Source organism: Lysobacter sp. A421 (assembly GCF_054052145.1).
The window spans coordinates 70787-97324 of the sequence record NZ_JBSVRL010000003.1; the positions used below are offsets into that span (position 1 = coordinate 70787).

Here is a 26538-nt window from a genome sequence, read left to right on the forward strand (position 1 = left end):
CGAAAAAACCATCGTCGCAGCATAACCAGCCAAGACAGGGTTCCCGATGAATACGACACCCGATCTGCCCCGCATCTTGCTGGTGGAGGACGATCCGACCAGCGCCGCCTTCCTCGCCGCCGCCGTGGGCGCGGTGCCGGCCCGGGTTGACTGCAGCGGCAGCGTGGCGGCGGCGGCGGCACTGGCCAACGCTGGCCGGTACGACCTGTGGCTGCTCGACGCCAGCTTGCCCGACGGCACCGGGGCGGCATTGCTCGCTCAGCTGCAGGCCATGCACCCGGACATCCCAGGGATCGCCCACACTGCCTCCCGCGAGCCGGCCGTGCTGGAAGCACTTGCGCTGGCGGGCTTCAAGGAAGTCCTGGTCAAGCCACTGTCATCCGCACACCTGCAAGCGACGGTACGGCAGGTGCTCGGGTTGGCGGCCGGCACCGGGACCGACATCGAAGTGGCCACCGATGCCACCGACACCCCACCGCTATGGGATGACGAGGCCGCCGCCACCGCACTCAATGGCAATCGCGACCACATCGAGACGCTGCGACGGCTTTTCAGCGACGAGCTTCCGTCCGTGCGCCAGCGGGTCATGGCCGCGGCGGGTGCGGGCCAGCTTGACCAGTTGCACGACGAGCTGCACAAGCTGCGCGCCAGTTGCGGTTTTGTGGGTGCGGCACGCTTGGGTGCGTCGGTGCAGGCATTGCAGCGGGACCCGGAAACCACGGTGGCGATCTCCCGCTTCGATGCCGCGGCGCAAGCCACGCTTGACGGGTTACGCGCGTCAGCGTCGACCGATCCTTGGCAGGGCCGCCAGCATCTCCCATGACTTCAAGCCACGTGGGCCGAGATGATGGGCCAGCAGTACCCGCATCACGCGTCGCAGTCCCGGCAGGTCATCGTCCGCTGGCAGCTGGTCGGCGGCCAGCGACAACAGCCCGCGCCCCGTCGCGGCCTGGCGGCGGTCGTCATGGCCACGGTCACTGAGCAGCCGCTCCAGGCCACGCTCGGGGTCGACCCGGTAGCGGGCGGCCGGGTCGATGGGGACGCCATCGCTGTCGCACGTCCAGTCATGGCCGTAGCCCAACGCTTCCAGCAGGTCACGCTCGAAGCGCCGCAACGTCCATCCCAGTGGTTCGGTGGCACGCAGTCGCTCGCGGGTGATGGCGTAGGCGAGGAAAAGCCCGGGCTGCGGTTCACCGCGCGGGGTCAAGCGCAAGCTCAGCTCGTTGAGGTAGAACCCCGCCAGCATCGCCTCGCCGGTCAGGCGCGGCGCGGCATCCAGTGCCTCGGCGCTGCGCAACTGGGCCAGCTCGCCCTGTTGCACCGCATCCAGGGCGATCCATTGCAATGGTTGCAACGCCGCGCGCAATGAATGTTGCCGGGCGCCGCGCACGCCGCGCGCCACCAGTCCCAAACGGCCATGGTTGGCGCTCAGCACCTCGACCAGCAAGCTGGTCTCGCGCCACGCGCGGGCATGCAGGACAAACGCTGGTTCCTTGTTCAGGCGCATGGCCACTCGCAGGTCCCACCGTGGATGATGGTGTCAGTCGTGGTAGCCAAACGCCCGCAGCGCGGCCTCGTCGTCCGACCAGCCTTCGCGTACACGGACCCAGGTCTCCAGGAACACTTTCGCCGCGAACAGTTGCTCCATCTGTATCCGCGCCCGGGTGCCGATCTCGCGCAGCCGTTCACCGCCCTTGCCGATCACGATCGCCTTCTGGCCATCGCGCTCGACCCAGATCACCGCACCGATCCGCAGCAGCGGGCCGTCGACGATGAACCGCTCGATTTCCACCGTGGTGGCATACGGCAGCTCCTCGCCGAGTTGGCGCATCAGTTGCTCGCGGACCAGTTCACCGGCCAGGAAGCGTTGGCTCTTGTCGGTGATCTCATCATCGCCATACTGCGCTGCCTGCTCGGGCATCAGGCCCAGCAACTGCTTGACCAGCGGGTCCAGGCCCTTGCGCTTGAGCGCGGAGATCGGATGGATGCCGGCGAAGTCACGTCCTTCCGATACCTGCGCCAGGTAGGGCAACAAGTCGGTCTTGTCCTTCATCCGGTCGATCTGGTTGACCACCAGGATCACCGGCACACCCGCGTGGCTCAGGGCTTGGTAAGCGAAGCTGTCCGACTCCTCCCACTTGCCTGCACGCACCACCAGCATCGCCGCATCCACGCCTTCCAGAGCGCCTCGGGCTGCGCGATTCATCCAGCGATGCATGGCGGTCGCGGTGGATTTGCCCTGGTCACGATGCAGGCCGGGGGTATCGACCAACAGCAGTTGGCCATCGGCAAAGGTGGCAATACCCAGCAAACGGTGACGGGTGGTTTGTGGCCGGGACGAGACGATGCTCACCTTGGCGCCAACCAGGGCGTTGGTCAGGGTGGATTTGCCGACGTTGGGACGGCCAATGACGGCGACGTGGCCGCTGCGGTGCGATGGATTCTGCGATGGATTCATGAGGAGATTGTAAAGCCAGACAGGTGAGTGGTCGCCCACCGCCACCCGATTCAGGCCGCCGTGACGGCCGCCAATGCCGCCGCCGCCGCCGCCTGCTCCGCGCCACGACGCGAATTGCCCTCACCTTCGGTCACCAGCGTCGGTTGTCCAAGGCTGCAGCTGACCCGGAAGGTCTTGGCATGGTCCTCACCGCTTTCGGCGATCAACTGATATACCGGCAGCGGTTTTTGTCGGCCTTGCAGCCATTCCTGCAGCCGCGTCTTGGCGTCCTTGCCGACCTTGTGCGGCGGCGGCAACGCGTCCATCTGTTCGGCGAACCATGGCATCACCACGGCCCGGCAGGCCTCGAACCCGGCGTCCAGGTAAATGGCTGCGACCAGCGCCTCCACTGCGTCGGCCAGGATCGAATCGCGGCGATGTCCGCCGGACTTCATCTCCCCCGGGCCCATTGTCAGCCGATCGCCCAATGCCAGCGCACGCGCAATTGGCGCCAGCGCCGATTCGCGCACCAGCTCGGCGCGCGCGCGGGTCAGCGCGCCCTCGTCGGCTCGCGGCCAGCGCAGGTACAACGCCTCGGCAACAAACAGGTTGACCAGTCCGTCACCGAGGAATTCCAGCCGCTCGTTATGCGGCGCACCGGCACTGCGATGGGTCAGCGCCTGGGACAGCAATTCGGTCCGCGTGAAAGCATGGCCAATCCGGTCAGTCACCATCCGGTCCCGCTCAGTGCTTCCCGACGCCGCGCCGCAATTGCTTCTCGGTACTGAACTTGCCCACCACGTCCAGGTTCGCAATCAGCGGCTTGCGCACTTCGTAATCCACCGTGATCAGGTACCCGGAATCCTGGCGCACGATCTTGACGTGCTCGGGCTTCACCGTTTCCGCGTAGCTGATGTACAGACGGCGGAAAAACATGTCCTTGATTTTTGCCGGTGATTGGCTGGCGATGTCCGCTTCATTCTCCAGGCCCTCCAGCGCCTGCTTGACCGAGTAGTACTCCGAATACATGGGTATCACCTTCATCCCCATGTAGATGAACACACCGACCACCCCCAAAACGATGATGAACCCCACCAGCGTCATGCCACTTTGCGTACGCTTCATTTCAGTTACTCCCCTTTTGTTGGTTGCACGCCGTGCTGCCGGACCCTACTGGATCGACTGCCCGACGCGCGAGAAATTGATCCCCCCATCGATATTCATCCAGATCAGGAACGCCTTGCCGCGCAGGTTCTCCTCCGGCAGGAAGCCCCAGTATCGACTGTCTTCACTATTGTCGCGATTGTCCCCCATCACGAAATACTGACCGGCCGGCACCACCCACTCACCCTGCGCGGGGTCGGTAAATGGCAGGTTGGTGCGCTCCAGCACGACGTGCGTGCGACCCGGCAATTGTTCACGCAGCTCCTCGGCCCCGGTCATCTGGGTGCCCTTGCCATGGCCCTGGTAGCTGCCCAGTGATTCGTACGCGACGGGAACACCGTTGATATGGACCTGGTTGTCGTAATAGCCGATCCGGTCGCCCGGCAGCCCGATCACGCGTTTGATCCAGTCCTGCTCGGGATGATGCGGCGGATGGAACACCACCACGTCGCCGCGCTCGGGCTCGCCGGTATCGATGAACTTGCTGTTGGTGATTGGCAGGCGCAAGCCGTAGGCGAACTTGTTGACCAGGATGAAGTCGCCGGTCAGCAGGGTCGGCATCATCGAATTGGAGGGGATCCGGAACGGTTCAGCGATGAAGCTTCGCAGCACCAATACAGCCAGCAACACAGGAAAGAACGCCTTCGCATAATCGACATACCACGGCTCGGCATCGTCATCGAGCAGCCCCTGATAGGCGGCCCTGCGCCGGGCCAGTACCAGTTTGTCGAGCAGCCACACCAAACCGGACACGACGGTGAACGTCACCAGGGCAATTTCAAACCAACGCATGCGTCTTCCTCAATGTGTTGCGACTATTTGTGGTCGGCTTGCAGTACCGCCAGGAACGCTTCCTGCGGGATCTCGACGTTACCAACCTGCTTCATCCGCTTCTTGCCGGCTTTTTGCTTCTCGAGCAGCTTCTTCTTGCGCGAAATGTCGCCACCGTAGCACTTGGCCAGCACGTTCTTGCGCATTGCCTTGACCGTGCTGCGGGCGATGATCTGGGAGCCCACTGCGGCCTGGATGGCCACGTCGAACATCTGCCGCGGGATCAGTTCGCGCATTTTCTCGCTGATCTCCCGGCCACGCCTGTCCGCGTGCGCGCGATGGGTAATGATGCTGAGGGCATCGACCTTGTCGCCATTGATCAGGGTATCCACGCGCACGAACGGGCCGGCCTGGAAACGCAGGAAATGGTAGTCAAGCGATGCGTAGCCCCGCGATACGGATTTGAGCCGGTCGAAGAAGTCCAGCACCACCTCGCTCATCGGCAACTCGTAGCTGATCTGCACCTGGCTGCCCAGGTAGGTGATGCCGATCTGGTTGCCGCGCTTTTCCTCGCACAGGGTGATCACGTTGCCGACATAATCGGGCGGGGTCAGGATGTTGGCGCGGATGATCGGCTCGCGGACTTCCTCGATCAGGTTGGCCGGCGGCAGCTTGGCCGGGTTGTCCAGCGACACGATCTCGCCATCGGTCCTGAGCACCTCGTACACCACCGTCGGCGCAGTGCTGATCAGGTTGAGGTCGTACTCGCGTTCCAGCCGCTCCTGGACGATCTCCATGTGCAGCATGCCTAGGAAACCACAACGGAAGCCAAACCCCATCGCCTCGGAAGACTCGGGTTCGAAGCGCATCGCCGCGTCGTTCAGGCGCAACTTGTCGAGCGCTTCGCGCAGGTCCGGATAATCGTCCGCATCGACCGGAAACAGGCCCGCGAACACGCGCGGCTGCATTTCCTGGAAGCCCGGCAACGGCTTGCTGGCCGGGTCGCTGGCCAAGGTCAGGGTGTCGCCCACCGGAGCGCCGTGCACATCCTTGATCGAGGCATTGATCCAGCCCACCTCGCCCGCGCCAAGCTTGGCCATGTCCTTGCGCTTGGGGGTGAACACGCCGACCTTGTCGACCAGGTGGGTGCGACCGGTCGACATCACCAGGATCTTGGTGCCGGGTGTGATCTCGCCCTGCATCACCCGCACCAGGCTGACCACGCCCAGGTAGTTGTCGAACCACGAGTCGATGATCAGCGCCTGTAGCTTGTCGGTGTCGCGCGGCTGGGGCGGCGGGATGCGGGTGACGATCGCCTCCAGCACTTCCTCGACGTTCAGCCCGGTCTTGGCACTGATCGCGACCGCGTCGCTGGCGTCGATCCCGATCACCGCCTCGATCTCGGCCTTGGCGCGATCGATATCGGCCGTCGGCAGGTCGATCTTGTTGATCACCGGCACCACTTCCAGGCCCTGCTCGACGGCGGTGTAGCAGTTGGCGACCGACTGCGCTTCCACGCCCTGGGCGGCGTCCACCACCAACAGCGCGCCTTCGCAGGCGGCCAGCGAGCGGCTGACCTCGTAGCTGAAGTCGACGTGGCCGGGAGTGTCGATGAAATTGAGCTGGTAGGTCTTGCCGTCACGCGCGGTATACGGCACCGATACCGACTGCGACTTGATGGTGATCCCGCGTTCGCGCTCGATCGGATTGGTGTCGAGCACCTGGGCCTCCATCTCGCGCGAACTCAGGCCGCCGCACATATGGATGATGCGGTCGGCCAGGGTCGACTTGCCGTGGTCGACGTGGGCGATGATGGAGAAGTTTCGTATCTGCTGCATGCGGGCGGCAACGGGCTCTGGGCCGGGGAAGGTCAACACGCGATTATCGCATACCCGCCGCGCCCGGCCCGCCCGATGCAGCACTCAATCCTCGGGCGCCGTCACTGCCATGTACTGCCTCGAGTTGCCGCGCTGGATCAGCAACATCACCGTCTCACCGGGCTTGGCGCCGGCCAGTTCGCGGTTGAATGCCGCGACGCTGCCTACGGCCTTGCGACCAACGGCGGTGACCACGTCTCCGGCCTGCAATCCCGCGGCACGCGCAGACTCGTTGTCGACATCGACCAGCAACACGCCTTCATCGTCCTTCAAGCCGAGCTCCTGCCGTTGCCCGGCAGTCAGTTCGCGTGCCACCAGCCCCAGCGGATTGACTCCCGTCGAGGTGGTCGCACCGGGCGCCCTGGAATTGCCGCCCGGTGCCGCATTGCCGGCGAACGACTCGTCCCCGCCAACCACCAGGTCGATCTTGCGCAGCTTGCCGCCGCGGAATACTTCCAGTTTCGCCTTGCTGCCGGGAGCCACTGCGCCTACCAGCGGCGGCAGGTCACTGAAATCAGTCACCTCGGCACCATTGAACGAGCGGATCACGTCCATGGGCTCGATACCGGCCTTGTCGGCGGCGCTGCCGGGCTGGACATTGCTGACCATCGCGCCACGGCTGTCGGGCAGACCGATCGCCTCGGCAGCCACGTTGCTGACCTCCTGGATGTTGACCCCGAGCAAGCCGCGACTGACCTTGCCGGTCGCCTTGATTTGATCGACCGCGCCCATTGCCAGGTCGATCGGGATCGCGAAGCTGACCCCCATGTAGCCACCGGAGTTGGAGTATATCTGCGAGTTGATCCCGACCACCTCGCCAGAGGTGTTGAGCAGCGGACCGCCGGAATTGCCCGGATTGATGGCTACGTCGGTCTGGATGAAGGGAACGTACTGTTGGCCGGAATACTGGTTGGAACGGCCGACGGCGCTGACGATCCCGGCGGTCACCGAATGATCCAGACCAAACGGCGAGCCAATCGCCACCACCCATTGGCCGGGCTGCAGTGCCGAGGACTGGCCCGGACGCAGCCAGCGCAGGTTGTCCGCGTCAATCTTCAACAGCGCGATGTCGTATTGCTCGTCGCTGCCGACCACCTCGGCCTGGAACTCGCGGCGGTCCGACAAGGTCACGGTGACGGTGTCGGCCCCATCGACCACATGGAAATTGGTCAGCACGTAGCCATCGTCGGAGATCACGAACCCGCTGCCCAGCGACGTCGCTCCACCGCGCGGGCCGTGCGGTCCACCCGGCGCGCCCGGGAACGGCATCCCGAAGCGACGGAACAGTTCCTCAACGCCTTCGGGCAGTTGCTGCTGCGAACGGCTGCGGCGCGGCGCGGTTTTCGCGCTGATATTGACCACCGCCGGACCCACCCGCTTCACCAGCTCGGTGAAATCCGGCAGCCCACTGACAATGGGCTGTGCGGTTGGCGGCGTGACCGCCTGCGAGGCCGCCGCGGCTACGCTCGGGGACTGTGCGGTGCAGGCGATGGGCAAGGCAGCGGCAAGCGCGCCGAGCAGGGCAATGGAGCGAAAGGGACGGTTCATGGAATCGGCCTGAAGTTACAAAGAAGAAATAGGTGCGCCGCCCGGGACGACGTGCACTGCGGGGGCGTGCACTGCGGGAATGTCAGCGACAGCAGGCACGCGGTGGCTCGCGGCCAGCGCGGTCACGGCCAATCGGTGGCCTGCGGCCAGTCCGATCGCGGGGCTGCCGCGTCATCCTGCAAAGCCTGCGGCTGGAATGGATAAAACGACGGCGATGGCGAGTCTGCAACGTCCCCACCGTCGTAACTGGCAGTCAGCGTTTCGCCGGCAACCGGGTAACCAGCCAACGTCGCGCGCGGCCACGGTCGCGACGCAATCTCGCCGCGAGGCTGGAACGGGTGTACCGAAGCGCCACCGGCATCGACATCGACCTCGGCCAGCGTGCCGGTGACTGACGACGGCGCGCCTGGCGCGACCGATGCGGCGGCCAGCGCTTGTGCCGGCACCTCGCGACTGGCAACACGCCGCGCCGCGCGCTGGGACTGACCGCGCGAACGACGCTCACTGGCACGCCGCGGCAATTCGGCCACCGCGATGGCGGCTGCGGCGGTTGCCAGGTGACTGCCGTTGTCGGGTGACACCGGCTGCGGAATCGGGGCTTGCGGCAATGGCGCTTGCGGCACGCTGGCAATTTGCAACGTGGATGCTTGTGCTTGCATCGTCGATGCCGGCATCGCACCGCCCGCCTCGACCGTGGCCGAGCCGCCCGCTGTCCCATCGGCACTGGTGGTGACCTGTTGGGCCGGGGTTCCCGGCATGGGCACCTCGGTCTGGGTCAATGGCCGCACGACGAACAATGCCGCCATCGCCACCGAGGCCGCCAGCGCCGCACCGCCGATCCAGCGTCGCCGCGCCATCGCCGCAGCTCCGACCGCGGTGGGCTTCGCCGACGTTGCAGGCAGGTCGTCGCGCGACTCATGTGCCACCGCCGCCATTACCCGTGCCGCAAAGTCTGGCGGCGCGATGGCGCCGGTGTTTCCACGCAGGACATCACCGGCCAGCTGCCAGTGACCGCAGGTCCGCCGCCACTGCGGATCATGTCCCAGGCGCTTCAGTGCGAAACGCGCGGCATCACCCGCCAGCTGGCCATCAAACAGCGCGCTGAGGGTCTCGCGGTCTGCGTCATGATGGTTTGCGTCATGGTGGTCGACGTCAGGGATTGGACTATTCGGCATCAGTGTTTCCGCTCCGGGGAGTCGTGGTCCGTATCAAGCAGGGGGCGCAGTTCGATATCGATCGCTTCGCGGGCACGAAAAATCCGCGAGCGCACGGTTCCGATTGGACACTCCATTTTCTGTGCAATCTCGTCGTAGCTCAGACCATCGACCTCGCGCAGGCTGATCGCCGTGCGCAGGTCTTCCGGCAATCCTTCGACCACGCGCATCACCGTTTGTTCCACCTGGTGGCGCATCAGTTCGCGTTCCGGGGTGTCGTTGTCACGCAGGCGGACACCGACATCGAATTGCTCGGCGTCGCCCACTTCGATGTCATCGGCGGGCGGACGGCGCTTTTGTGCAACCAGATGGTTCTTGGCGGTATTCACGGCGATACGGTGCAACCATGTGTAGAACTGCGCATCGCCACGAAAGTTCGGCAGCGCACGATAAGCGCGCATGAATGCATCCTGGGCGACGTCCTGGCATTCACTCCAGTCAGAGATGTAGCGGCCAATCAACGCCACGATCCGATGCTGGTACTTGAGTACCAATGCATCGAACGCAGTGCTGTCGCCCTGCTGCACACGCCTGACCAGCTCCTGGTCCAGATCCTGATCCAACAATCTGTTCTCGGCCATACCGCGCGCCGGCACTCCTGTCAGCTCGGCCATGGCCAAGCAATGAGACAACCCTGTCGGGACGAAAGTTCAATTACCACAACGATTGGGGCGCCATGGCACGACCGCAACCATCATCGGCCCATTGGCGTCCAAGCTGTGTCGACGTTGCCCTATTTGACGCAGGTCAAACAACCTCGGGATGATAGCGGCTTGATCCATACTTGAACGGATGGTGCCGCATGGCCCCTCATGACACCGCAGTGCCGACCTTCGCCGGGTTGCGCGTCCAGCACTGGCACGCAGAAGTACGCCCCGATGGCGTCCTGGTGTTGGCGCTCGACCGTGCCGGCGAAGCCGTCAACTCGTTATCGCAGGACGTGCTGATCGAGTTGGACTCGCTGGTGGAGCGGTTGGCCAGCGATCCGCCCAAGGGCGTGGTGTTCCGCTCGGGCAAGGACAGCGGTTTCATCGCCGGCGCCGACATCAAGGAATTCCGGAGTTTCGACGAGCAAGGCAATGTCGCCGGCGCACTCAAGCGTGGCCAGCAGGTGTTCCAGCGCGTGGCCGGCTTGCCCTGCCCCACCGCCGCGGCGATCCACGGCTTCTGCATGGGCGGTGGCACCGAGCTGGCCTTGGCCTGCGACTACCGTGTCGCCAGCAACGACCCCTCGACCCGGATCGGCCTGCCCGAGGTCAAACTCGGCATCTATCCGGGCTGGGGCGGCAGCGTGCGGTTGCCGAAATTGATCGGTGCGCCGGCGGCTTTCGACATGATGCTGACCGGACGCACCTTGTCGGCCTCGGCGGCACGCGCGAACGGGCTGGTCGACAAGACTACGGACAAGGCGACGCTGGTCGATTCCGCCGCCACGTTAGTGCTGCGCGGTGGCAAGCGCCCGTTCAAGCAACGCGCCATGGGCTGGCTGACCAACACCTGGCCAGCGCGCCAGGTGATCGCACCGATGCTGCTCAAGCAGGTCGCGCGCAAGGCCCGCAAGGAGCATTACCCGGCACCGTACGCGCTGGTCAACACCTGGAAGGCCACCGGCGGCGGGATCGAGACGCGGCTGGCGGCCGAGCGCAAATCGGTCGCCAAGCTCGCCTCCACCCCGACCGCACGCAACCTGATCCGGGTGTTCTTCCTGCAGGAGCGGCTGAAGGCCGCCGGCGGCGGGGATCACGGCATCCAGCACGTGCACGTGATCGGCGCCGGCGTGATGGGCGGCGACATCGCGGCATGGTCGGCCTACAAGGGCTTCCAGGTCACCCTGAGCGACCGTGAGCAAAGTTACATCGATACCGCGATGGAACGCGCCGGCAAGTTGTTCGCCAAAAAGGTCAAGGACGAGGCGAAACGTCCAGCGGTGACCGCACGGCTGAAAGGCGATCTCGCCGGCGACGGCGCGGGCAACGCGGACCTGGTGATCGAGGCGATCATCGAGCAACCGGACGCCAAGCGCGAGCTGTACGCGGCGGTGGAGCCGCAAATGAAGCCCGATGCGCTGCTGGTCACCAACACCTCCTCGATTCCGCTGCTTGAATTGCGCGATGGGATCCAGCGCCCGGCGCAGTTCGCCGGACTGCACTACTTCAACCCGGTGGCACTGATGCCGCTGGTCGAAATCGTGCTCCACGACGGGCTGTCCGCGGAAACCCGGCAGCGCCTGGCCGCCTTCTGCAAGGCGATTGGCAAGCTGCCGGTCCCGGTGGCCGGGACCCCGGGGTTCCTGGTCAACCGGGTGCTGTTCCCGTACATGCTGGAAGCGGTCACCGCCTACGCGGAAGGCATCCCCGGCAGGGCGATCGACAAGGCAGCGGAAAAGTTCGGCATGCCGATGGGACCGATCGAACTGGTCGACACGGTCGGCCTGGACGTCGCGGCCGGGGTCGGCGCGGAGCTGTCGCCGTTCCTCGGCCTGCAGGTGCCCGACGCGCTCGCCACCCAGGCCGAGCCGGGCAAGCGCGGCAAAAAGGATGGACAGGGGCTGTACAAGTGGGAAGACGGCAAGGCAATCAAACCGGAATTGCCCGAGAACTACGAAGCGCCCGCCGACATCGAGGATCGCCTGATCCTGCCGATGCTCAACGAGGCGGTCGCCTGCCTGCATGATGGGGTGGTCGCCGATGCCGACCTGCTGGATGCCGGGGTGATCTTCGGTACCGGGTTCGCACCGTTCCGGGGCGGCCCGATCCAGTACATCCGCGAGACCGGCGCGGACGCGCTGCTGGAGCGCCTCAAGCAGCTGCAAGCCCGACACGGCGATCGATTTGCACCGCGACCGGGCTGGGACTCCGCCGCGTTGCGTTGAGCCTTGCACCGCTGACACGGTGCGACCGACTACATGGTGTGGGTCGCGCGCTCCGCCTCCAGGCTGCCCGCCAGGAGCGCGTCGATCTTGCCCTTCAGGCTTTCGCCTTCGGCGGTATCGGCAAACTGGATGCCGATGCCGGAAGGACGGTTGCCCTGGGCGCCGGCAGGCGTTACCCAGATGACCTTGCCGGCCACCGGCAGGCGCTCGCCGGACTCGGGCAGGGTCAACAGCAGGAACACCTCGTCACCAAGGAAATACCGCTTGGCCGTCGGCACGAAGATGCCGCCATGGCGGATATAGGGCATGTAGGCGTTGTACAGCGCCGCCTTGTCCTTCACCGCCAGGGTCACGATGCCCTGGCTCGCCCCACCTGCTCCACTCATGACGCTTTCCCCTGCATAGTGCTGTCCCCTCGTTTCCCGGCGGCCCGGCGTGCTTGTGCGACGCGCCAGGCCATCAACAATTCAACCACGACCAGATCGGCACGAACCGTCGTACGCAACAGTCCGCGCGCGCGATTGGCGCGGTCAAACCATGTTGCCAGACTGCGCGTGCCCATCGGGTCGGTCAAGCCATCGGCTTGCCTGGCCATCGTCAGGGCCAGGTCGGCGGCGAAGCTCAGGCGCTGATCGGCGTCACCGTCCGCCACCCAGCGCTGCGCGGTCTCGACCACGGCCAGTTGGCCACGGGCCACCTGCTCCAGGTCGCTTGCCACCTGACGCCGCAGGTCCAGGCCATCTCCCTGCAGCCATTCGTGGGCCAGACCCGGATGGCCGCGGGCCGCAGCAAGCGCCTCGGCGGCCTTGACCTGTGCGTGACCCTGCTGCTGCAACCAGGCCAAAGCTTCACTTTGCGGTGGCAGACGAAACTCAAGCTTTTGGCAACGACTGCGAATGGTCGCCGACAGCCGCGAGGGATTGGCGCTGACCAGCCACAGGTAACGGCCCTCAACCGGCTCCTCCAGCGTCTTGAGCAGGGCATTGGCACCGGCATGATTGATCGCATCGGCCGGCTCGATGATCGCGATCTTGACCTCGCCATAGTGCGGGCTCAGGGCCATCCGCTCGGAGAGCTTGCGCATCTGTTCGATCACGATCTCGGAACGCGACTTGGGCTTGGGCTTCGCCTTGTCATTGATGCCATAGCTGATCTGCGAGAAGTCCGGATGGCCGGTATGTCCTCCAGGATGCGCCAACGAGCCATCGGGACGCAGCTCGACCGGATCGGTTTGCGAACGCACCGCAAACAGGCGGCAACTGCGGCACGCCTCGCAGGGCTCGCCACCGGCCGCGCGGTCCATGCACAACAAGCGTTTGGCGAGACGTTCGGCGACCGCCAGCTTGCCCAGCCGGGCCGGGCCACAGAACAGCAGGCCATGACCGAGGCGGCCGGCATCAATCGCGCTGGCGGCGTGATCGTAGACGCGCTGTTGCCACGGCGCGAACGCACTCATGCCAATGCGGCCTGGTAGGCACGCAGGTGGGCGATCGCTTCGCTCGCCACAGTGTCCGGTGACTGGCTGGCATCGATCACCCGGAACCGCGACGGGTCGGCGGCGGCGCGCGCCAGATAGGCGGCACGCACGCGCTCGAAGAAATCGTCGGCCTCCGCTTCGATCCGATCGCTGTTGCCGCGCCCGCGCACGCGTTGCAAACCGAGCTGGACGGGCACGTCCAGCAACAGGGTCAGGCCCGGGACGATGCCTACCACGCGGCGTTCCAGCTCGGCGATGAAGTCGGGGTCGCCGCCGCGCGCCGCGCCCTGGTAGGCATAACTGGCATCGGTGAAGCGATCGCTGATCACCCAGTCGCCGCGCTGCAGCGCCGGCAAGACCCGTTGGCGAACATGTTGGGAACGCGCGGCAAACATCAGCAACATCTCGGTTTCCGGCGCCGGATGCTCATCGCCGCCGTGCAACAGCAAGTTCCGGATCTGCTCGGCCATCGGCGTGCCGCCCGGCTCGCGGGTGCATACGACCGACGCTCCCGATACCCGCAACGCCTCGGCCAGTGCGGCCATCACCGTAGACTTGCCGGCGCCCTCCCCACCTTCCAGGCTCAACAGTCGCGGTTGCACCTGCAGGCTCATGGGGTCGGGCTCGCGTCCTGCGCCTGGCGCATGTTCTGGCGGTAGTTGTGCAGGTACTTGCGCACGTTGGCCTGGTGTTCGGCCAGTGACTTGCCAAACAGGTGGCGGCCGCTGCCATCGCCGACGGCAACAAAATACAACGCATCGCCCGACGCCGGGTGTGCGACCGCCTGCAGCGCATCCGCGCCCGGCATCGCGATCGGGGTCGGTGGCAGTCCGCTGCGGGTGTAGGTGTTGTACGGGGTGTCGGTGGTCAGGTCGCTGCGACGGATATTGCCGTCGTAGTCGGTGCCCATGCCATAGATGACGGTGGGATCGGTCTGCAACTTCATGCCGATTTTCAGTCGCCGCTCGAACACCCCGGCAATCTCCGGACGCTCGGACGCGATCCCGGTTTCCTTCTCCACGATCGACGCCATGATCAGCATCTCGTAGGGACTTTCCAGTCCGATGTCCGGGTCGCGCGCTTCCCACGCGGCAGCCAATGCCTGTTCCATCGCATCGTGGGCCCGGCGCAACAAATCCAGGTCGCTGTCGCCGCGGCTGTACAGGTAGGTCTCGGGCAGGAAGCGGCCTTCCGGGTGCTCGTCGTTGAAATCCAGGGCCTCCATCAGCGCGGCGGCATCAAGGCCGGTTGCAGCGTGCTCCAGTGACTCCGCGGCGGCCAATGCCGTCCTCAGCTCGCGAATGTTCCAACCCTCCACGATCGTGAAGCGATGCCGGATGATGTCGCCCCGCCCCATCGCGACCAGCAGTTCCTGCGGCGAGATGCCCGGGTCGAGGGCGTACTCGCCCACATGCAGTGTGGACGCGGCACCGAGTTGCCGCCCCAGCAGGCGCCACTCGTACTCGCCGCCTTCGCGGACACCCGCCTGGCGCAGCTTGGACACCACGACCGGCAGCGAATCACCACGTTCGATGACCACGCTGTCGCCCGCCTGCAGGCCGGCAATCGGCGTCGTGGCGAAGGCGGTGTAGCGTTGCCATGCCCAGAATCCGGCAACCGCTGCGACGATCAGCGACAGCAGCAGTATCAACAGCAACCACACACCAAAACGATGCTTGCGGGAACGACTCACGACACCTCCGTGCCTGTCGGCTTGGCGAATGCAGGATGCTCGGCGGCGAGACGGTCCTGCCACTGGGCCACCATCGGGTGTGGCTGCCATCCGCGCTCGCCCAACCGGGCGACAGGCAGGATACCCCGCACCGCGTTGGTCAGGACGATCGCATCGGCAGTTTCGACATCAGCGGGCGACAACCTGGCCTGCCGGATCGGGAAATGCTCCAGCAGCCACTGGCGACACACCCCTGCAACGCCGCAGCGGTCCACTTCCGGGGTGCGCCACTGATCACCGTGCAACACAAACAGGTTCGCCGCCGTCGCGCAAACCACATCGCCATCCATGCTGCGCATCAGGCCCTCGTCGGCAACGACGGCGTCGTTCCATTCACTGCGTGCGAGCACCTGTTCGAGCCGGTTGCAATGTTTGATTCCGGCCAGCGCCGGCTGTAGCGACAACCGGATATCACACCAACGCAGGGTCAGGCCTGCCGTCGGCACCGATGCTGGCAAGGGGTGTAGCGACAGCCCCCAGTTTGACTGTGGAGGGGTGGGTGGCGCGTACCCACGGCCGCCACTGCCGCGGCTGAGCAGCAGCTTCAACACGCCGTCGGCGCCATCAAGCAGCTGCTCGGCCTGGTCGCGAACCTGCGCCACCGGGGGCGTGGGTATCTGCAGGCAATGCGCGCCACGCTCCAGCCGGGCCCAATGCATGTCCCACCACGGCACACGGCCACGATAGGCGCGCATGGTCTCGAACAGGCCATCGCCATAGCTCAGCGCGCGGTCGTCGGTCTGCATCACTGCCGCACGCCGCCGCGATAATCGCCATCACCGCACCCGAGCGCGCGCAACATTCCCCGTGCCTTGGCACGGGTCTCGTCGAGCTCCCGCTGTGGGTCGGAGTCGACCACGATCCCGGCGCCGGTACGGAAGCGCAATGTGTCCATCTCGATCTCCGCGCTACGGATCAGGATATTGAGGTCCAGATCGCCGTCCCGATTGAGCCAGCCCATTGCGCCGGTATAGCTGCCGCGGCCCTGGCCTTCGAGCTCGGCGATGACCTGCATGCAACGCACCTTCGGGCACCCGGTGATGGTTCCGCCCGGAAACACGGCGCGGATAACCTCACCTGGAGTCACGGTCTCACGCAGGCGACCGCGCACGTTGCTGACGATGTGGTGAACGTGGGCATAACTCTCGACCACCATCAACTCGTCGACCTCCACGCTGCCAGGCACGCAGACCCGGCCAAGATCGTTGCGTTCCAGGTCAATCAACATCACATGCTCGGCACGCTCCTTGGGGTGCGCGATCAACTCGCTGATCCGGGCGCTGTCGTCGTCACCCATTACCCTCGCGGAGGTACCGGCGATGGGACGGGTTTCGACCATGCCGCCGCGCACCGAGACCAACCGCTCCGGCGAGGCGCTGACCACGGACCAGTCACCGGCACCGCCGCATGAAGTCGCGCCCGCATCCGCATCGGCGCCAACGCCAGCGCCCGAGAAGATGCCGGCGAATGGCGCCGGATTGTTATTGCGCAGTCGCTGGAACAGCGCCGCCGGATCCACCGGCGCATCAAAGTACGCGCACCAGCCACGCGACACATTGGCCTGGAACACATCACCCGCGACGAGGTAGTCAAGCACCCGGGCGACGCCGTCGAGATACCGCTGTGGCGGATCCTCCCGAATCGATGATGGGGGTTGCCACGCGCAGAGCGGTGCCTGTCGGGCCAGGGACGCCAGATCGACCGCGACAGCTTCAAGCAAGCCCCCATATTCCGGCTCGGCCAATGCGAAGCAGTCGCCGGTAACGTGATCACGCAATATTGCAGCCGGGCAACGAATCGCCACTGCCACGGGCAAGCCACCCGGCGCGGGCGGCAGCTTCAGCACCGGCTCGATCTGGACCGCCAGCTCATAACCCAGCAACAGTGCCCAGCCGCCACGGAAGGGCCAACCGGTGCGTTCGGGCTCGACCCGTTCCGCTTGCCAGGCGTTGTCCAGTGCCTGCAGGAAGTCATCGCCGACCACGACACCGCGCTGGTCGCGAACCAGCCCATCGGGATCGAGCTGCAACGATTCACCATTGCCAGCCAGCAACACATCCCAACGCCCCTGGACGGTGCCGGCGGCACTGGACTCCAGCAACAGCGGGTAGCGCGAGGGTGCATGCCGATGCAGGTCCAGCAGGTCGACCGGGGAAGCCAGCGGGTACGTCAGGGCCATGTTGATCGTTGATTGGACACCATCGAGCACCGGCGTCCGGGATGCCGTCAGAGCCGCTGGAACACCAGGGTGCCATTTGTGCCGCCGAAGCCGAACCCATTGGACACGGCGACATCGATCTTCGCCTCGCGCGCCACGTTCGGCACGTAATCCAGGTCGCAGCCTTCGCCCGGCTCCTCCAGGTTGATCGTCGGCGGGATGATTCCGGTATGCAGCGCCATGATCGAGAAGATCGCCTCGGCGCCGCCGGCCGCACCCAGCAAGTGGCCGGTCATCGACTTGGTCGAGCTCACCATCGTCTTGTAGGCGTGGTCGCCGAACGCGCGCTTGATCGCCAGGGTCTCGGCAAGATCGCCCAAGGGGGTCGAAGTGCCATGCGCATTGAGATAGCCGACCTGCTCGGGATTGACGCCCGCGTCCCGCATCGCCGCAACCATGCAGCGTGCCGGCCCTTCGCCGTCCTCGCTGGGTGCGGTCATGTGGAACGCATCGGAGCTGGCGCCGAAGCCAACCAGCTCGCAGTAAATCCGTGCACCGCGGGCCTTGGCGTGCTCGTACTCTTCCAGCACCAGGACGCCGGCACCATCACCGAGCACGAAGCCGTCGCGGTCCTTGTCCCAAGGGCGCGAGGCGCGGGTGGGATCGTCGTTGCGGGTAGACATCGCCTTCATCGAGCAAAACCCACCGACCGAAGTCGGCGAGGAGCCGCGCTCGGCGCCACCGGCGAGCATCACGTCGGCATCGCCGTACTGGATCAGGCGCATCGCCATGCCAATCGAATGGTTGGAGGTGGCGCAAGCCGAGACCGCGGAAAAATTGGGACCCTTGATGCCGGTCAGCAACGACACCTGGCCGGGGAGCATGTTGATGATCGTGCTGGGCACGTAGAACGGTGAGATCTTGCGTGGGCCGCCGGCCAGGTACTTTGCGGTCTGCTCCTCGATCCCGAGGATGCCGCCGATGCCTGAACCGATCAACGCGCCAATTCGCTCGGCGTTGCCGTCGTCGATCTCCAGCCCGGAGTCAGCCAACGCCATCAACGAGGCACCGACGCCGTAGTGGATGAAGCGGTCCATCTTCTTCGCATCCTTCGTCGGCACCCAATGGGTGATGTCGAAGTCATGGATTTGCCCGGCGATCCGGGTGGTGAAACCGGTGGTATCGAAGTGACTGATCGGGCCAATACCGGAGCGGCCATTGATGATGCCATCCCAGCTGCTGGCCAGGTCGTTACCCAGCGGCGAGACGATGCCAAGGCCGGTGATGACTACGCGCCTGCTGGAGGCTGGTCGATTGGACATGGGGAACTCCGCTTGCGGACGCGCCGTCACGGGGTCCATGACGCGCCTGACGTGTTTCGTACGTTGGATAAACTCAAGGCCGCGTGATGCGGCCCCGGTCGGTGCTGCCGGGCATGGGGCGCCGGTCCTGGACCGGTCGCACCACGACCTGCGGCCCTGTTACGCCTTGACGTGGGTCGTCACGTAATCGATCGCCTGCTGCACCGAGGTGATCTTCTCGGCTTCCTCGTCCGGGATCTCGCACTCGAACTCTTCTTCAAGCGCCATCACCAGCTCGACGGTATCAAGGGAGTCGGCGCCGAGATCGTCAACGAACGAGGCGTTGTTGGTGACCTCGTCTTCCTTGACGCCCAGTTGCTCGACCACGATTTTCTTGACGCGTTCTTCGATGCTGCTCATTGGTATTCACTCCTCCCGGACGGGATATTCGATGGAATAGTGTAGTGGAATCGAGAGCTTCGCGACGATCGCGGAGCCCTTTGGTTACCGTTGCCTGTCGCGGAACTACGACATGTACATTCCGCCGTTCACGTGCAGGGTCTCGCCGGTGATGTAAGCCGCAGACGGTCCGGCGAGAAACGCCACCGCCCGTGCGATGTCGGCCGGCTCGCCGAAACGACCCAGCGCAATCTGGCCCAGCATCGCGTTTTTGGCATCTTCCGGCAGTGCGCGGGTCATGTCGGTGTCAATGAAGCCGGGTGCGACCACGTTGACGGTGATCCCACGGCTGCCAATCTCCTTGGCCAGCGACTTGCTGAACGCGATGATGCCCGCCTTCGCCGCGGCGTAGTTGGCCTGTCCTGCGTTGCCGGTCGCTCCGATGACCGACGCGATATTGACGATACGACCGCGACGCGCCTTCATCATCGAGCGCATCACCGCCTTGGAGGTGCGATAGACGCTGCTCAGGTTGGTGTCGATCACCGCCTGCCAGTCCTCGTCCTTCATGCGCAACAACAGGTTGTCGCGGGTGATGCCGGCATTGTTGACCAGAATCGAGATCGCGCCGATGTCTTTGCCGATGCTGTCGATCAGCGCAGCGGTTGCCGCGGCGTCGACCACGTCAACGACGCGGCCGTGCCCGCCGTGCCCGGCCAGGCGCTCGGCAATCGCGTTGGCGCCGCGCTCGCTGGTGGCGGTGCCGATCACGGTCGCGCCCTGGGCCGCCAGTTCGTCGGCGATCGCCGCGCCAATACCGCGGCTGGCGCCGGTGACCAAGGCGATCTCGCCGCTGAGGGGTTGTGTGCTCATGTCTTTCGTCTTCCTGCTGGCAGGCACCGTTGCCGGTGGCCTGCGAATGAAAAAGGCTATTGTTTCCAATCGGCCAGGGTGGCTTCGAAATCAGCCGCGGTGCCGATCGAGCGTGCTTCCAGCGTCCTGTCGATCCGCTTGACCAGGCCGGTGAGCACCTTGCCCGGACCGCACTCGACAAACCGCCGTGCGCCGCGCTCGGCCAGTGCCTGCATGCAACCAGTCCACTGCACCGGCAGGTACAACTGGCGCACCAATGCATCACGGATCGCCTCGCCGCCCTCGTGCACTTTGGCATCGACGTTGTGTATTACCGGCAAAAGCGCCGGCTGCCAACGGATATCGTCCATCGCCTTGGCCAGGTGGTCTGCAGCGTCGCGCATCAGCGGCGTGTGCGATGGCACGCTGACGGCCAGCTTGACCACCTTGCGAACGCCGCGCTCGGCCAGCTGCACCAAGGCCTTGTCGACGGCGGCGGCATCGCCACCAATCACGATCTGGCCCGGTGAGTTGTAGTTGGCCGGCACCACGACCTCCTTGCCCGAGACCGACTGGCAGACCTGCTCGACCAACGCATCGTCAGCGCCCAGTATCGCGGCCATCGCACCGGTGCCGGCGGGTGCGGCGTCCTGCATCAACTGGCCGCGCAGGCGCACCAGCCCGGCCGCCTCGCCCAGCTCAAGCACGCCGGCGGCCACCAGGGCGCTGTACTCCCCCAGGCTGTGGCCGGCCAGCTGCGCCGGACGCGCACCGCCACGCGACTGCCACAGGCGCCATACCGCCACGCCTGCCGCAAGCAACGCCGGCTGGGTGAATTCGGTCTGGTTGAGCTGCTGCGCGGACTCGTCCTGGCTCAACGCCCACAGATCGACCCCGGCACCGGCGCTGGCTTCGGCAAACGTCTCGGTCACCAGCGGATGGTCCCGGGCGAGCTCACCGAGCATGCCCGGCGATTGCGAACCCTGGCCTGGAAAGATGAAAGCGAGTTGCTGGTCGCTGTGTCGAGAATCGCTCACACGACGTCCCCTGCAGATGGAACACACCATGATACGAGTGAACCCATCGAGGTGTCTGTACCGTGGCGTACAGTCAACGCCCCGGGCAGGAGGGTATTGACCAGCACGGGGCCGACCCGACCGGACCGTGGGATTGCAGTCATTACCGCCCGCTCAGTAGCGCAAGAGCGCCGAGCCCCAGGTAAATCCGCCGCCGAACGCCTCCAACAGCACCAGTTGACCACGCTTTACCCGGCCCGAACGCACCGCCTCGTCCAATGCCAGCGGCACTGAGCCCGATGAGGTGTTGCCGTGCTTGTCGACGGTGACCACCACCCGTTCCATCGGCATTTCCAGCCGCCTGGCGGTCAGCTCGATGATGCGCAGGTTGGCCTGGTGCGGGATCAGCCAATCGATCTGGCTGCGGTCCAGGCCGTTGGCCTCCAGGGTTTCCTCAACGACCGCATCAAGCGCCTTGACCGCGTGCTTGAACACATCGTTGCCGGTCATCATCACCTTCACCCCGGCGTTGTGCTCCTCGGGCTTGAAGCCCACCGAGACCCCGACCGGGTTGTACAGCAACTCTTTCTTGCCACCGTCGGCATGCAGGTGGGTGCTGAGGATGCCGGCTTCGCTGTCGGCCTTCAGCACCACTGCCCCGGCGCCATCGCCAAACAGCACGCAGGTGGCGCGATCGGTCCAGTCCAGCATCCGGGTAAGGGTTTCCGCACCGATCACCAGCGCCGTCTTCACTGAACCGGAGCGAATGAACTGGTCCGCGACCGCCAAGCCGTAGATGAAGCCTGAACACGCGGCGTTGACGTCGAACGCAGGGCAGCCGTTGGCGCCCAGGCGGTGCTGGACCAGGCAGGCGGTGGACGGAAATATGATGTCGGGCGTGGTCGTGCCCAGCACGATCAAATCCAGCTCGGACGCCTCGACCCCGGCCGCCTCCATGGCACGCACTGCAGCGTGATAAGCCAGGTCACTGGTGGTCTCACCCTCGGCCGCGACATGGCGCTGGCGAATACCGGTGCGCGAGGCAATCCATTCGTCACTGGTCTCGACGATCTTCGACAGATCGGCATTGGTCAGGACTTTTTCCGGCAAATAGCTGCCAGTGCCCGCAATGCGGGAGAAAATTCGATCAGTCATCACCACTCCAGCGACGGCCGCCGCACGCGTGTTCCGCGGGCAGCGGCGATGTAACGCACGTGAGGCAGCTTACTCTTCGTCGGCAACGTTGGCCTGGGTGTTGATCACCTTCTTGCCGCGGTAGTAACCGTCAGCAGTGACGTGGTGGCGGACGTGGATCTCGCCGGTGGTCGGGTCGGTGGACAGCAGCTTGCTGGTCAACGAGTCGTGGCCGCGGCGCATGCCACGCTTGGACGGGGAAACGCGGGACTTCTGGACAGCCATGATCTTAACTCCAGGGAAAACCGTGAATAACGCTTGATTCGAAGGACAACTCGAAGTGCTAGTTCGACTTGTCCGCCTTGCTTTTCAGTGCCGACAACGCCGCGAACGGGTTGACGCGCTCCAGATCGGCCGCAGGCGCCGGCCAATCTGCTTCCATCGCTTCTGTTCCGGGCTTCACCGGTATCACCGGTATCGCCAGGATCAGCTCATCTTCGACCAGTGCAGCCGGTGACAGCATCCCGTCGGGCGGCATCAGCAGCGGCTCGTACCCCTCCGGCAATGCCGCCTCGTCGGCCTCATTACGGATCAGGCCAAGCCGTTGCGCAATCGCCACCGGGAACAGGAACCGCTCAAGACTGCGCTGGCACAGCAGCGGCAACGACGCCTGCGCGCGCAACTCCACATACGGGACCTGCAACTCGTCAGTGCCAAAATCCAGCGAATAGCTCACGTCACCGTCGCTATCCACCAAGCTGTCACGCAACCGCACCAACGCTGCCAACGGCACGCGGCCCTCGACACCGCGACGCGTTGCCACCATGCGCCACGCATCCAGAACCTCGGGTACAGTCACTTTGGGCACGTCAGCGGACATAAGCCCGAGAATGTTAAGGAGCGCGTGCTGGCGTGTCAAACCCGGCAACCCCGCCGACTCCGGAACCGGACTTCTACCGGCAATGGCCGCGCCAAGCGGGAGCACGCCGGTTCGGCGGGTTTGCCCGCTTTACGCGCGCACGGCAGACTGAACGCCCATCCCACCGGTGCCCAGCCATTATCCTCGCCGTGAACACTCCTTTGTCGCTGTTGCTTGTGCTGGCCTGCGCTGCGGCCGTCGTGGCGTTCATCATTGCCCGGATACGCCGTCCGGGCGATGGACGCCAGCGCGAGATGCAGCAGTTGCTGGATGCCGCCGACGGGCTGGAGACGCGCCTGCGCGCCGCACGCGCGGAGATCACCGCCGTGGTGGGCGAAGACGCCGCCGATCCGGTCCAGGAGGCCCTGCGTGAAATGCTGCGCCAGCGCCTCTGGTTACGCGAACATGGAAAGCGCGCAAGTGTGCAGGAATTGCAAGAGGTACGCGGCTCGATCGAGATGGCCGGCACCCGGATCGAGCAACAACTGGCCCAGATCCAGCAGGCCCGCACTTCGATGGAGTGAGCTCGATGCAGTGAGCGGCGGCAACCCCGCCGTTATCGCCGGCCGCTATTGCCCGGTCTCGCCTGGCCGGACTTCCAGCGGCTGCTCCGACCACGCCTCCACGCTGCCATCGGCGCCATACAGGCGCAGTCCGAGCCAATGACTGCCTGGCTCCACGTCGCCCAGGTTGACGCGTCCGGCAAACCCGACCGCAGGATGGTTCGGATCGTTGCTGAGTTTCCAATAGTCAGCCACGCCGGGGCTGTCCAGCCCGTACTTGACGTCCGCCACCCGTTGCCCGTCCAACAGTACCTCCACGCGCTCCAGCCCCACTCCTTCCTTGAACGCCCAGCCGGTGATTTCGAACGTGCGGCCCACCGTGGCACGGCCGACCGGTTGGTCTATCCAGGCCATCGCCGGAGCAACGCAGGTACCTCTGACAGGGGCTTGGGGATCAAGCTTGAACAGCATAAAACGTTGACTGCCATGGTCGACGTTGATCACCTGAGGCGGCGGCAATGGGCCCACCATCCGGCACAGATCGTGGTAACGACGCAGCAGGTCCTTGTAGGACACGTCGGTGACCGCCTCTACCAGCAGCACCGGCACCTCGCCCCACGGCTTGCCGAACTGTGCTGCCCAGCCGGCACGTCCGGTCGTCTGCAGGTTCCACAAGCGCAACTGCGGTGCGCGGCCATGCTTGTGGTTGAGCGGGTGCTCGAGCACCGGAATTTCCGCGTTGTCCAGGGCAAAACCCAGTTCTGCGCCGACCTTGAAGCTGCCGGCTACGATGCGGGTGCCGGCCGGCATCTGCGCGCGGGTAACGCGCACCGTCTCGGCCAGCTCATCCCATCCGGCAAAATTGGCGGGGTACCATTTTTCCACTGCAGCGCGTTCCCGCACCACAGGTACGGAGACGGCAACGTAATAGCCCAGCACCACGACCAGGCCCAGTCCTGCCGTTGCCCAGGTCGCGACGCGCAACCAGCGCGGCCAGGCCGCCAGCACGGCCGGCAACAGCGGCAACAGGGCCAGATAGCCCGGCAGTGGCCAATGAAAGCTGACCCGTTCGGTATCGGCGAAGAATCCCAGGGTAAAGAAACCCAGCACCAGCAGACCGCCAAGCAACGCAAAGTAACGTGAGACCGGCAGCGCGCTCCTGCTCCCACGCCAACTCGCCATCGCCAGGGCCGCGAACAACAGTGGCGTCACCATCAGCGCCTGGACCGCAATGAACAAAACGCCGTCGAAATGGAATGCCCACGGGTGCCGGTCAACCAGTTGGAATCGCAGGCCGGCGTCGGAGTTGTCCAGGTTCCATGCCACCAGCGGTGCCCACGCTGCCGCACCAATCGCAATGGCGGTCCAGGTACGTGCATCGCGCAGGACCTTGCGACCATCGGTGATGAGCAACAGCGCCAGCAGGCCGACACCGATCACGGCGATGAAGCGGTAGTGGCTCAGCGCTCCGATCGACAGGCCCGCCGCCAACTCCAACGCGACGCCAGCGTCGACCTGCCGCAGCAGTTTCGCTCCCGCGTCCACGCACAACAACGTTGCCACCGCCATCGCCGCATCCGGCAAGGCCAACAGGCCCAAGGTCCCGGACAATGGCAACAACAAGGCAAAGCACCCCGCCTGCCAGCCGAAAGTCTCGCCGTATTCCCGCCGGGTAATCCGCACTACCAGCCACGGCACCACCGCCGCGATCAGCAGGAATGGCAGGCGTAGCCCCAACTCGGTATTGCCTCCCAGGGTCACCCCCAGCCGCGACAGCCATGCGGTCAGGCCGGGCAAGTCGGAGTACGCCGGCGCGAGGTGCTGACCCTCAAGCCAGTAGAAAGTCTCGTCGACGAACGGCGGCAACCTCGCCGCCACCAGAATTTTCAGCGCCAGCACGACCGCGAACAGGCTCCAGAACCAACGTCGTGCCGGTCCCGCGCCATCGGGTGATTGCCCAAGGGCTTCGGTGGACCCCAGCGACGGGGGCGAGTCCGCGTCGAACGAAGATTCCGATGGCGGGAGCTGGGGCGATTGGACTAAGCGCATGGGGTTGCGACCTCGTTACACTCGTTGCGATGACGACACGGGCCGCGATCGGCGGGCCGACCCACGACACTGCCCAAGCTTGGCATTCATCGGCTTGGGCAACTCCCGGAGAGCACCATGGCGGTATCCACCCCGGCAATCGATGCCGGTATCGGTTCGGCGAAGGCACGCATGCTACCGGACCCACTGCGAAATGCGCTTGACGATGCCCAGGCGCAGGTCAATTCACTGGTACTGGGCAAATCCCTCGAGGTGCGGCTGGCATTTGTCTCGCTGCTCTCGCAGGGCCACCTGTTGATCGAGGACCTGCCCGGGCTTGGCAAGACCACCCTCGCCCATGCGTTGGCCGCGACCCTCGGGCTGGACTTCCAGCGCGTGCAGTTCACCTCCGACCTGCTGCCGGCGGACATCGTGGGTGTGTCCGTGTTTGACCCGCAGGCGAGGCGGTTCGAGTTCCATCCGGGACCGGTATTCACCCAGGTACTGCTCGCCGATGAGATCAACCGCGCCCCGCCCCGCACCCAGAGTGCGCTGCTGGAGGCGATGGCCGAACACCAGGTCAGCATCGACGGCGCCACCCATGCCCTGCCCGACCCGTTTTTCGTGATCGCTACCCAGAACCCGGTCGACCTGGCCGGCACCTACCCGTTACCCGATTCCCAGCTTGACCGTTTCCTGCTGCGTCTCACGCTTGGCTACCCCGGACAGGAAGCGGAACGCGAGCTGCTCGCCGGCCGCGATCGCCGTGCGCTGATTGCCCAGGCCCAGCCACGACTGACCCGGGACGACGTCATCGCCATCCGCCGTGCGGTCATCGAGGTGCATGCCAGCACTGCACTGGTCGACTACGTGCAGGCACTGCTTGCCCGCAGCCGCAAGCATCCTGGAGTACGGGTCGGGCTGTCGCCACGCGCCGGACTGGCTTTGCTGCGCGCCGCCCGTGCCCATGCGCTGTTGCTGGGCCGCGACCATGCCCGCCCTGAAGACGTCCAGACGCTGTTCGCGGCTGTCGCTGCGCATCGCCTGGTCGGCGAGGCCGACGCCGGCAGTGACGCCGCGCTGGCAAAATCCATCCTGCATGCGGTCGCCGTGGACTGAGCCGTGACGCCGGGACC

27 protein-coding genes are annotated in these 26538 nt (G+C 65.3%); 4 read left to right on the forward strand and 23 right to left on the reverse strand.

What is annotated here, in order from left to right; genetic code table 11:
- The first annotated feature begins 46 nt into the window (after nt 1-46).
- A complete protein-coding gene (locus ACW7G6_RS10045; protein WP_456998176.1) occupies nt 47-823 on the forward strand; it encodes an Hpt domain-containing response regulator in 777 nt (258 codons plus the stop codon).
- Here the strand turns inward: ACW7G6_RS10045 and recO are convergent.
- The 9 genes from recO to rpoE all read right to left on the reverse strand — a co-directional run bounded on the left by recO (nt 779) and on the right by rpoE (nt 9592).
- Nucleotides 779-1507: a DNA repair protein RecO gene (recO, locus tag ACW7G6_RS10050; protein ID WP_456978709.1), complete on the reverse strand. Its 729-nt coding sequence runs from the start codon at nt 1505-1507 to the stop codon at nt 779-781. The two genes, ACW7G6_RS10045 and recO, sit on opposite strands and share 45 nt — an antisense overlap.
- Before the next feature lie 33 nt (nt 1508-1540).
- Nucleotides 1541-2458, reverse strand: coding sequence for a GTPase Era (era, locus tag ACW7G6_RS10055; RefSeq protein WP_456998177.1), 918 nt, complete (start codon nt 2456-2458; stop codon nt 1541-1543).
- A gap of 50 nt (nt 2459-2508) precedes the next feature.
- On the reverse strand, nt 2509-3171 hold the full coding sequence (gene rnc / locus ACW7G6_RS10060) for a ribonuclease III (protein ID WP_456978707.1): 663 nt from the start codon (nt 3169-3171) through the stop codon (nt 2509-2511).
- A 10-nt stretch (nt 3172-3181) separates the two neighbouring features.
- Nucleotides 3182-3562, reverse strand: a complete 381-nt coding sequence (locus ACW7G6_RS10065; protein WP_456998178.1) for a DUF4845 domain-containing protein — start codon at nt 3560-3562, stop codon at nt 3182-3184.
- 45 nt (nt 3563-3607) lie between these two features.
- Nucleotides 3608-4393, reverse strand: coding sequence for a signal peptidase I (gene lepB, locus ACW7G6_RS10070; protein ID WP_456978705.1), 786 nt, complete (start codon nt 4391-4393; stop codon nt 3608-3610).
- 23 nt (nt 4394-4416) lie between these two features.
- The gene (gene lepA / locus ACW7G6_RS10075) at nt 4417-6210 is read right to left on the reverse strand and encodes a translation elongation factor 4 (protein WP_456978704.1); all 1794 of its coding nucleotides are present in this window, start codon (nt 6208-6210) and stop codon (nt 4417-4419) included.
- A gap of 84 nt (nt 6211-6294) precedes the next feature.
- Nucleotides 6295-7797, reverse strand: a complete 1503-nt coding sequence (locus ACW7G6_RS10080) for a DegQ family serine endoprotease (protein ID WP_456998179.1) — start codon at nt 7795-7797, stop codon at nt 6295-6297.
- Between the two features lie 122 nt (nt 7798-7919).
- Entirely contained in the window at nt 7920-8972 is a 1053-nt protein-coding gene (locus tag ACW7G6_RS10085) for a sigma-E factor negative regulatory protein (RefSeq protein WP_456998180.1), read from the reverse strand.
- Entirely contained in the window at nt 8972-9592 is a 621-nt protein-coding gene (gene rpoE / locus ACW7G6_RS10090; protein ID WP_456978701.1) for an RNA polymerase sigma factor RpoE, read from the reverse strand. The genes ACW7G6_RS10085 and rpoE overlap by 1 nt, the downstream gene beginning before the upstream one ends.
- 221 nt (nt 9593-9813) lie before the next feature.
- On the opposite strand from rpoE, the gene ACW7G6_RS10095 reads away from it, so the two are divergent.
- Nucleotides 9814-11883: a 3-hydroxyacyl-CoA dehydrogenase NAD-binding domain-containing protein gene (locus ACW7G6_RS10095; protein WP_456998181.1), complete on the forward strand. Its 2070-nt coding sequence runs from the start codon at nt 9814-9816 to the stop codon at nt 11881-11883.
- 29 nt (nt 11884-11912) lie between these two features.
- On the opposite strand, the gene ACW7G6_RS10100 is transcribed toward ACW7G6_RS10095, so the two are convergent.
- The 13 genes from ACW7G6_RS10100 to ACW7G6_RS10160 all read right to left on the reverse strand — a co-directional run bounded on the left by ACW7G6_RS10100 (nt 11913) and on the right by ACW7G6_RS10160 (nt 22832).
- Nucleotides 11913-12269: a PilZ domain-containing protein gene (locus ACW7G6_RS10100; protein WP_456962013.1), complete on the reverse strand. Its 357-nt coding sequence runs from the start codon at nt 12267-12269 to the stop codon at nt 11913-11915.
- Nucleotides 12266-13339, reverse strand: coding sequence for a DNA polymerase III subunit delta' (locus tag ACW7G6_RS10105; RefSeq protein WP_456978699.1), 1074 nt, complete (start codon nt 13337-13339; stop codon nt 12266-12268). Before ACW7G6_RS10105 ends, ACW7G6_RS10100 begins: the two co-directional genes overlap by 4 nt.
- Nucleotides 13336-13974, reverse strand: coding sequence for a dTMP kinase (gene tmk / locus ACW7G6_RS10110; protein ID WP_456978698.1), 639 nt, complete (start codon nt 13972-13974; stop codon nt 13336-13338). The genes ACW7G6_RS10105 and tmk overlap by 4 nt, the downstream gene beginning before the upstream one ends.
- Nucleotides 13971-15053: an endolytic transglycosylase MltG gene (gene mltG / locus ACW7G6_RS10115; RefSeq protein ID WP_456978697.1), complete on the reverse strand. Its 1083-nt coding sequence runs from the start codon at nt 15051-15053 to the stop codon at nt 13971-13973. Before mltG ends, tmk begins: the two co-directional genes overlap by 4 nt.
- A complete protein-coding gene (gene pabC, locus ACW7G6_RS10120) occupies nt 15050-15838 on the reverse strand; it encodes an aminodeoxychorismate lyase (RefSeq protein WP_456978856.1) in 789 nt (262 codons plus the stop codon). Before pabC ends, mltG begins: the two co-directional genes overlap by 4 nt.
- A complete protein-coding gene (locus tag ACW7G6_RS10125) occupies nt 15838-17271 on the reverse strand; it encodes an aminodeoxychorismate synthase component I (protein WP_456998182.1) in 1434 nt (477 codons plus the stop codon). Before ACW7G6_RS10125 ends, pabC begins: the two co-directional genes overlap by 1 nt.
- A 47-nt stretch (nt 17272-17318) precedes the next feature.
- Complete coding sequence (fabF, locus tag ACW7G6_RS10130) at nt 17319-18572, reverse strand: beta-ketoacyl-ACP synthase II (protein ID WP_456978695.1); 1254 nt, start codon at nt 18570-18572, stop codon at nt 17319-17321.
- A gap of 159 nt (nt 18573-18731) precedes the next feature.
- Entirely contained in the window at nt 18732-18971 is a 240-nt protein-coding gene (gene acpP / locus ACW7G6_RS10135; protein WP_456962020.1) for an acyl carrier protein, read from the reverse strand.
- Nucleotides 18972-19076: 105 nt separating this feature from the next.
- A complete protein-coding gene (gene fabG, locus ACW7G6_RS10140; RefSeq protein ID WP_456978694.1) occupies nt 19077-19823 on the reverse strand; it encodes a 3-oxoacyl-ACP reductase FabG in 747 nt (248 codons plus the stop codon).
- A 56-nt stretch (nt 19824-19879) separates the two neighbouring features.
- Complete coding sequence (gene fabD / locus ACW7G6_RS10145) at nt 19880-20839, reverse strand: ACP S-malonyltransferase (RefSeq protein ID WP_456978693.1); 960 nt, start codon at nt 20837-20839, stop codon at nt 19880-19882.
- A 153-nt stretch (nt 20840-20992) separates the two neighbouring features.
- A complete protein-coding gene (locus tag ACW7G6_RS10150) occupies nt 20993-21973 on the reverse strand; it encodes a beta-ketoacyl-ACP synthase III (RefSeq protein WP_456978692.1) in 981 nt (326 codons plus the stop codon).
- Between the two features lie 69 nt (nt 21974-22042).
- Nucleotides 22043-22237, reverse strand: coding sequence for a 50S ribosomal protein L32 (gene rpmF / locus ACW7G6_RS10155; protein WP_456962024.1), 195 nt, complete (start codon nt 22235-22237; stop codon nt 22043-22045).
- A 58-nt stretch (nt 22238-22295) separates the two neighbouring features.
- Nucleotides 22296-22832 carry a YceD family protein gene (locus tag ACW7G6_RS10160; RefSeq protein ID WP_456998183.1) on the reverse strand — a complete coding sequence of 179 codons (537 nt, stop codon included), beginning with the start codon at nt 22830-22832 and terminating at the stop codon, nt 22296-22298.
- A 188-nt stretch (nt 22833-23020) separates the two neighbouring features.
- Between ACW7G6_RS10160 and ACW7G6_RS10165 the strand changes: the two genes are divergently transcribed.
- Nucleotides 23021-23395: a hypothetical protein gene (locus ACW7G6_RS10165; RefSeq protein WP_456998184.1), complete on the forward strand. Its 375-nt coding sequence runs from the start codon at nt 23021-23023 to the stop codon at nt 23393-23395.
- Nucleotides 23396-23440: 45 nt separating this feature from the next.
- Here ACW7G6_RS10165 and ACW7G6_RS10170 read toward each other — a convergent pair whose 3' ends face one another.
- Nucleotides 23441-25423, reverse strand: a complete 1983-nt coding sequence (locus ACW7G6_RS10170; RefSeq protein ID WP_456998185.1) for an ArnT family glycosyltransferase — start codon at nt 25421-25423, stop codon at nt 23441-23443.
- Between the two features lie 171 nt (nt 25424-25594).
- Between ACW7G6_RS10170 and ACW7G6_RS10175 the strand changes: the two genes are divergently transcribed.
- Nucleotides 25595-26521, forward strand: a complete 927-nt coding sequence (locus ACW7G6_RS10175) for an AAA family ATPase (RefSeq protein ID WP_456998279.1) — start codon at nt 25595-25597, stop codon at nt 26519-26521.
- Nucleotides 26522-26538: the final 17 nt, after the last annotated feature.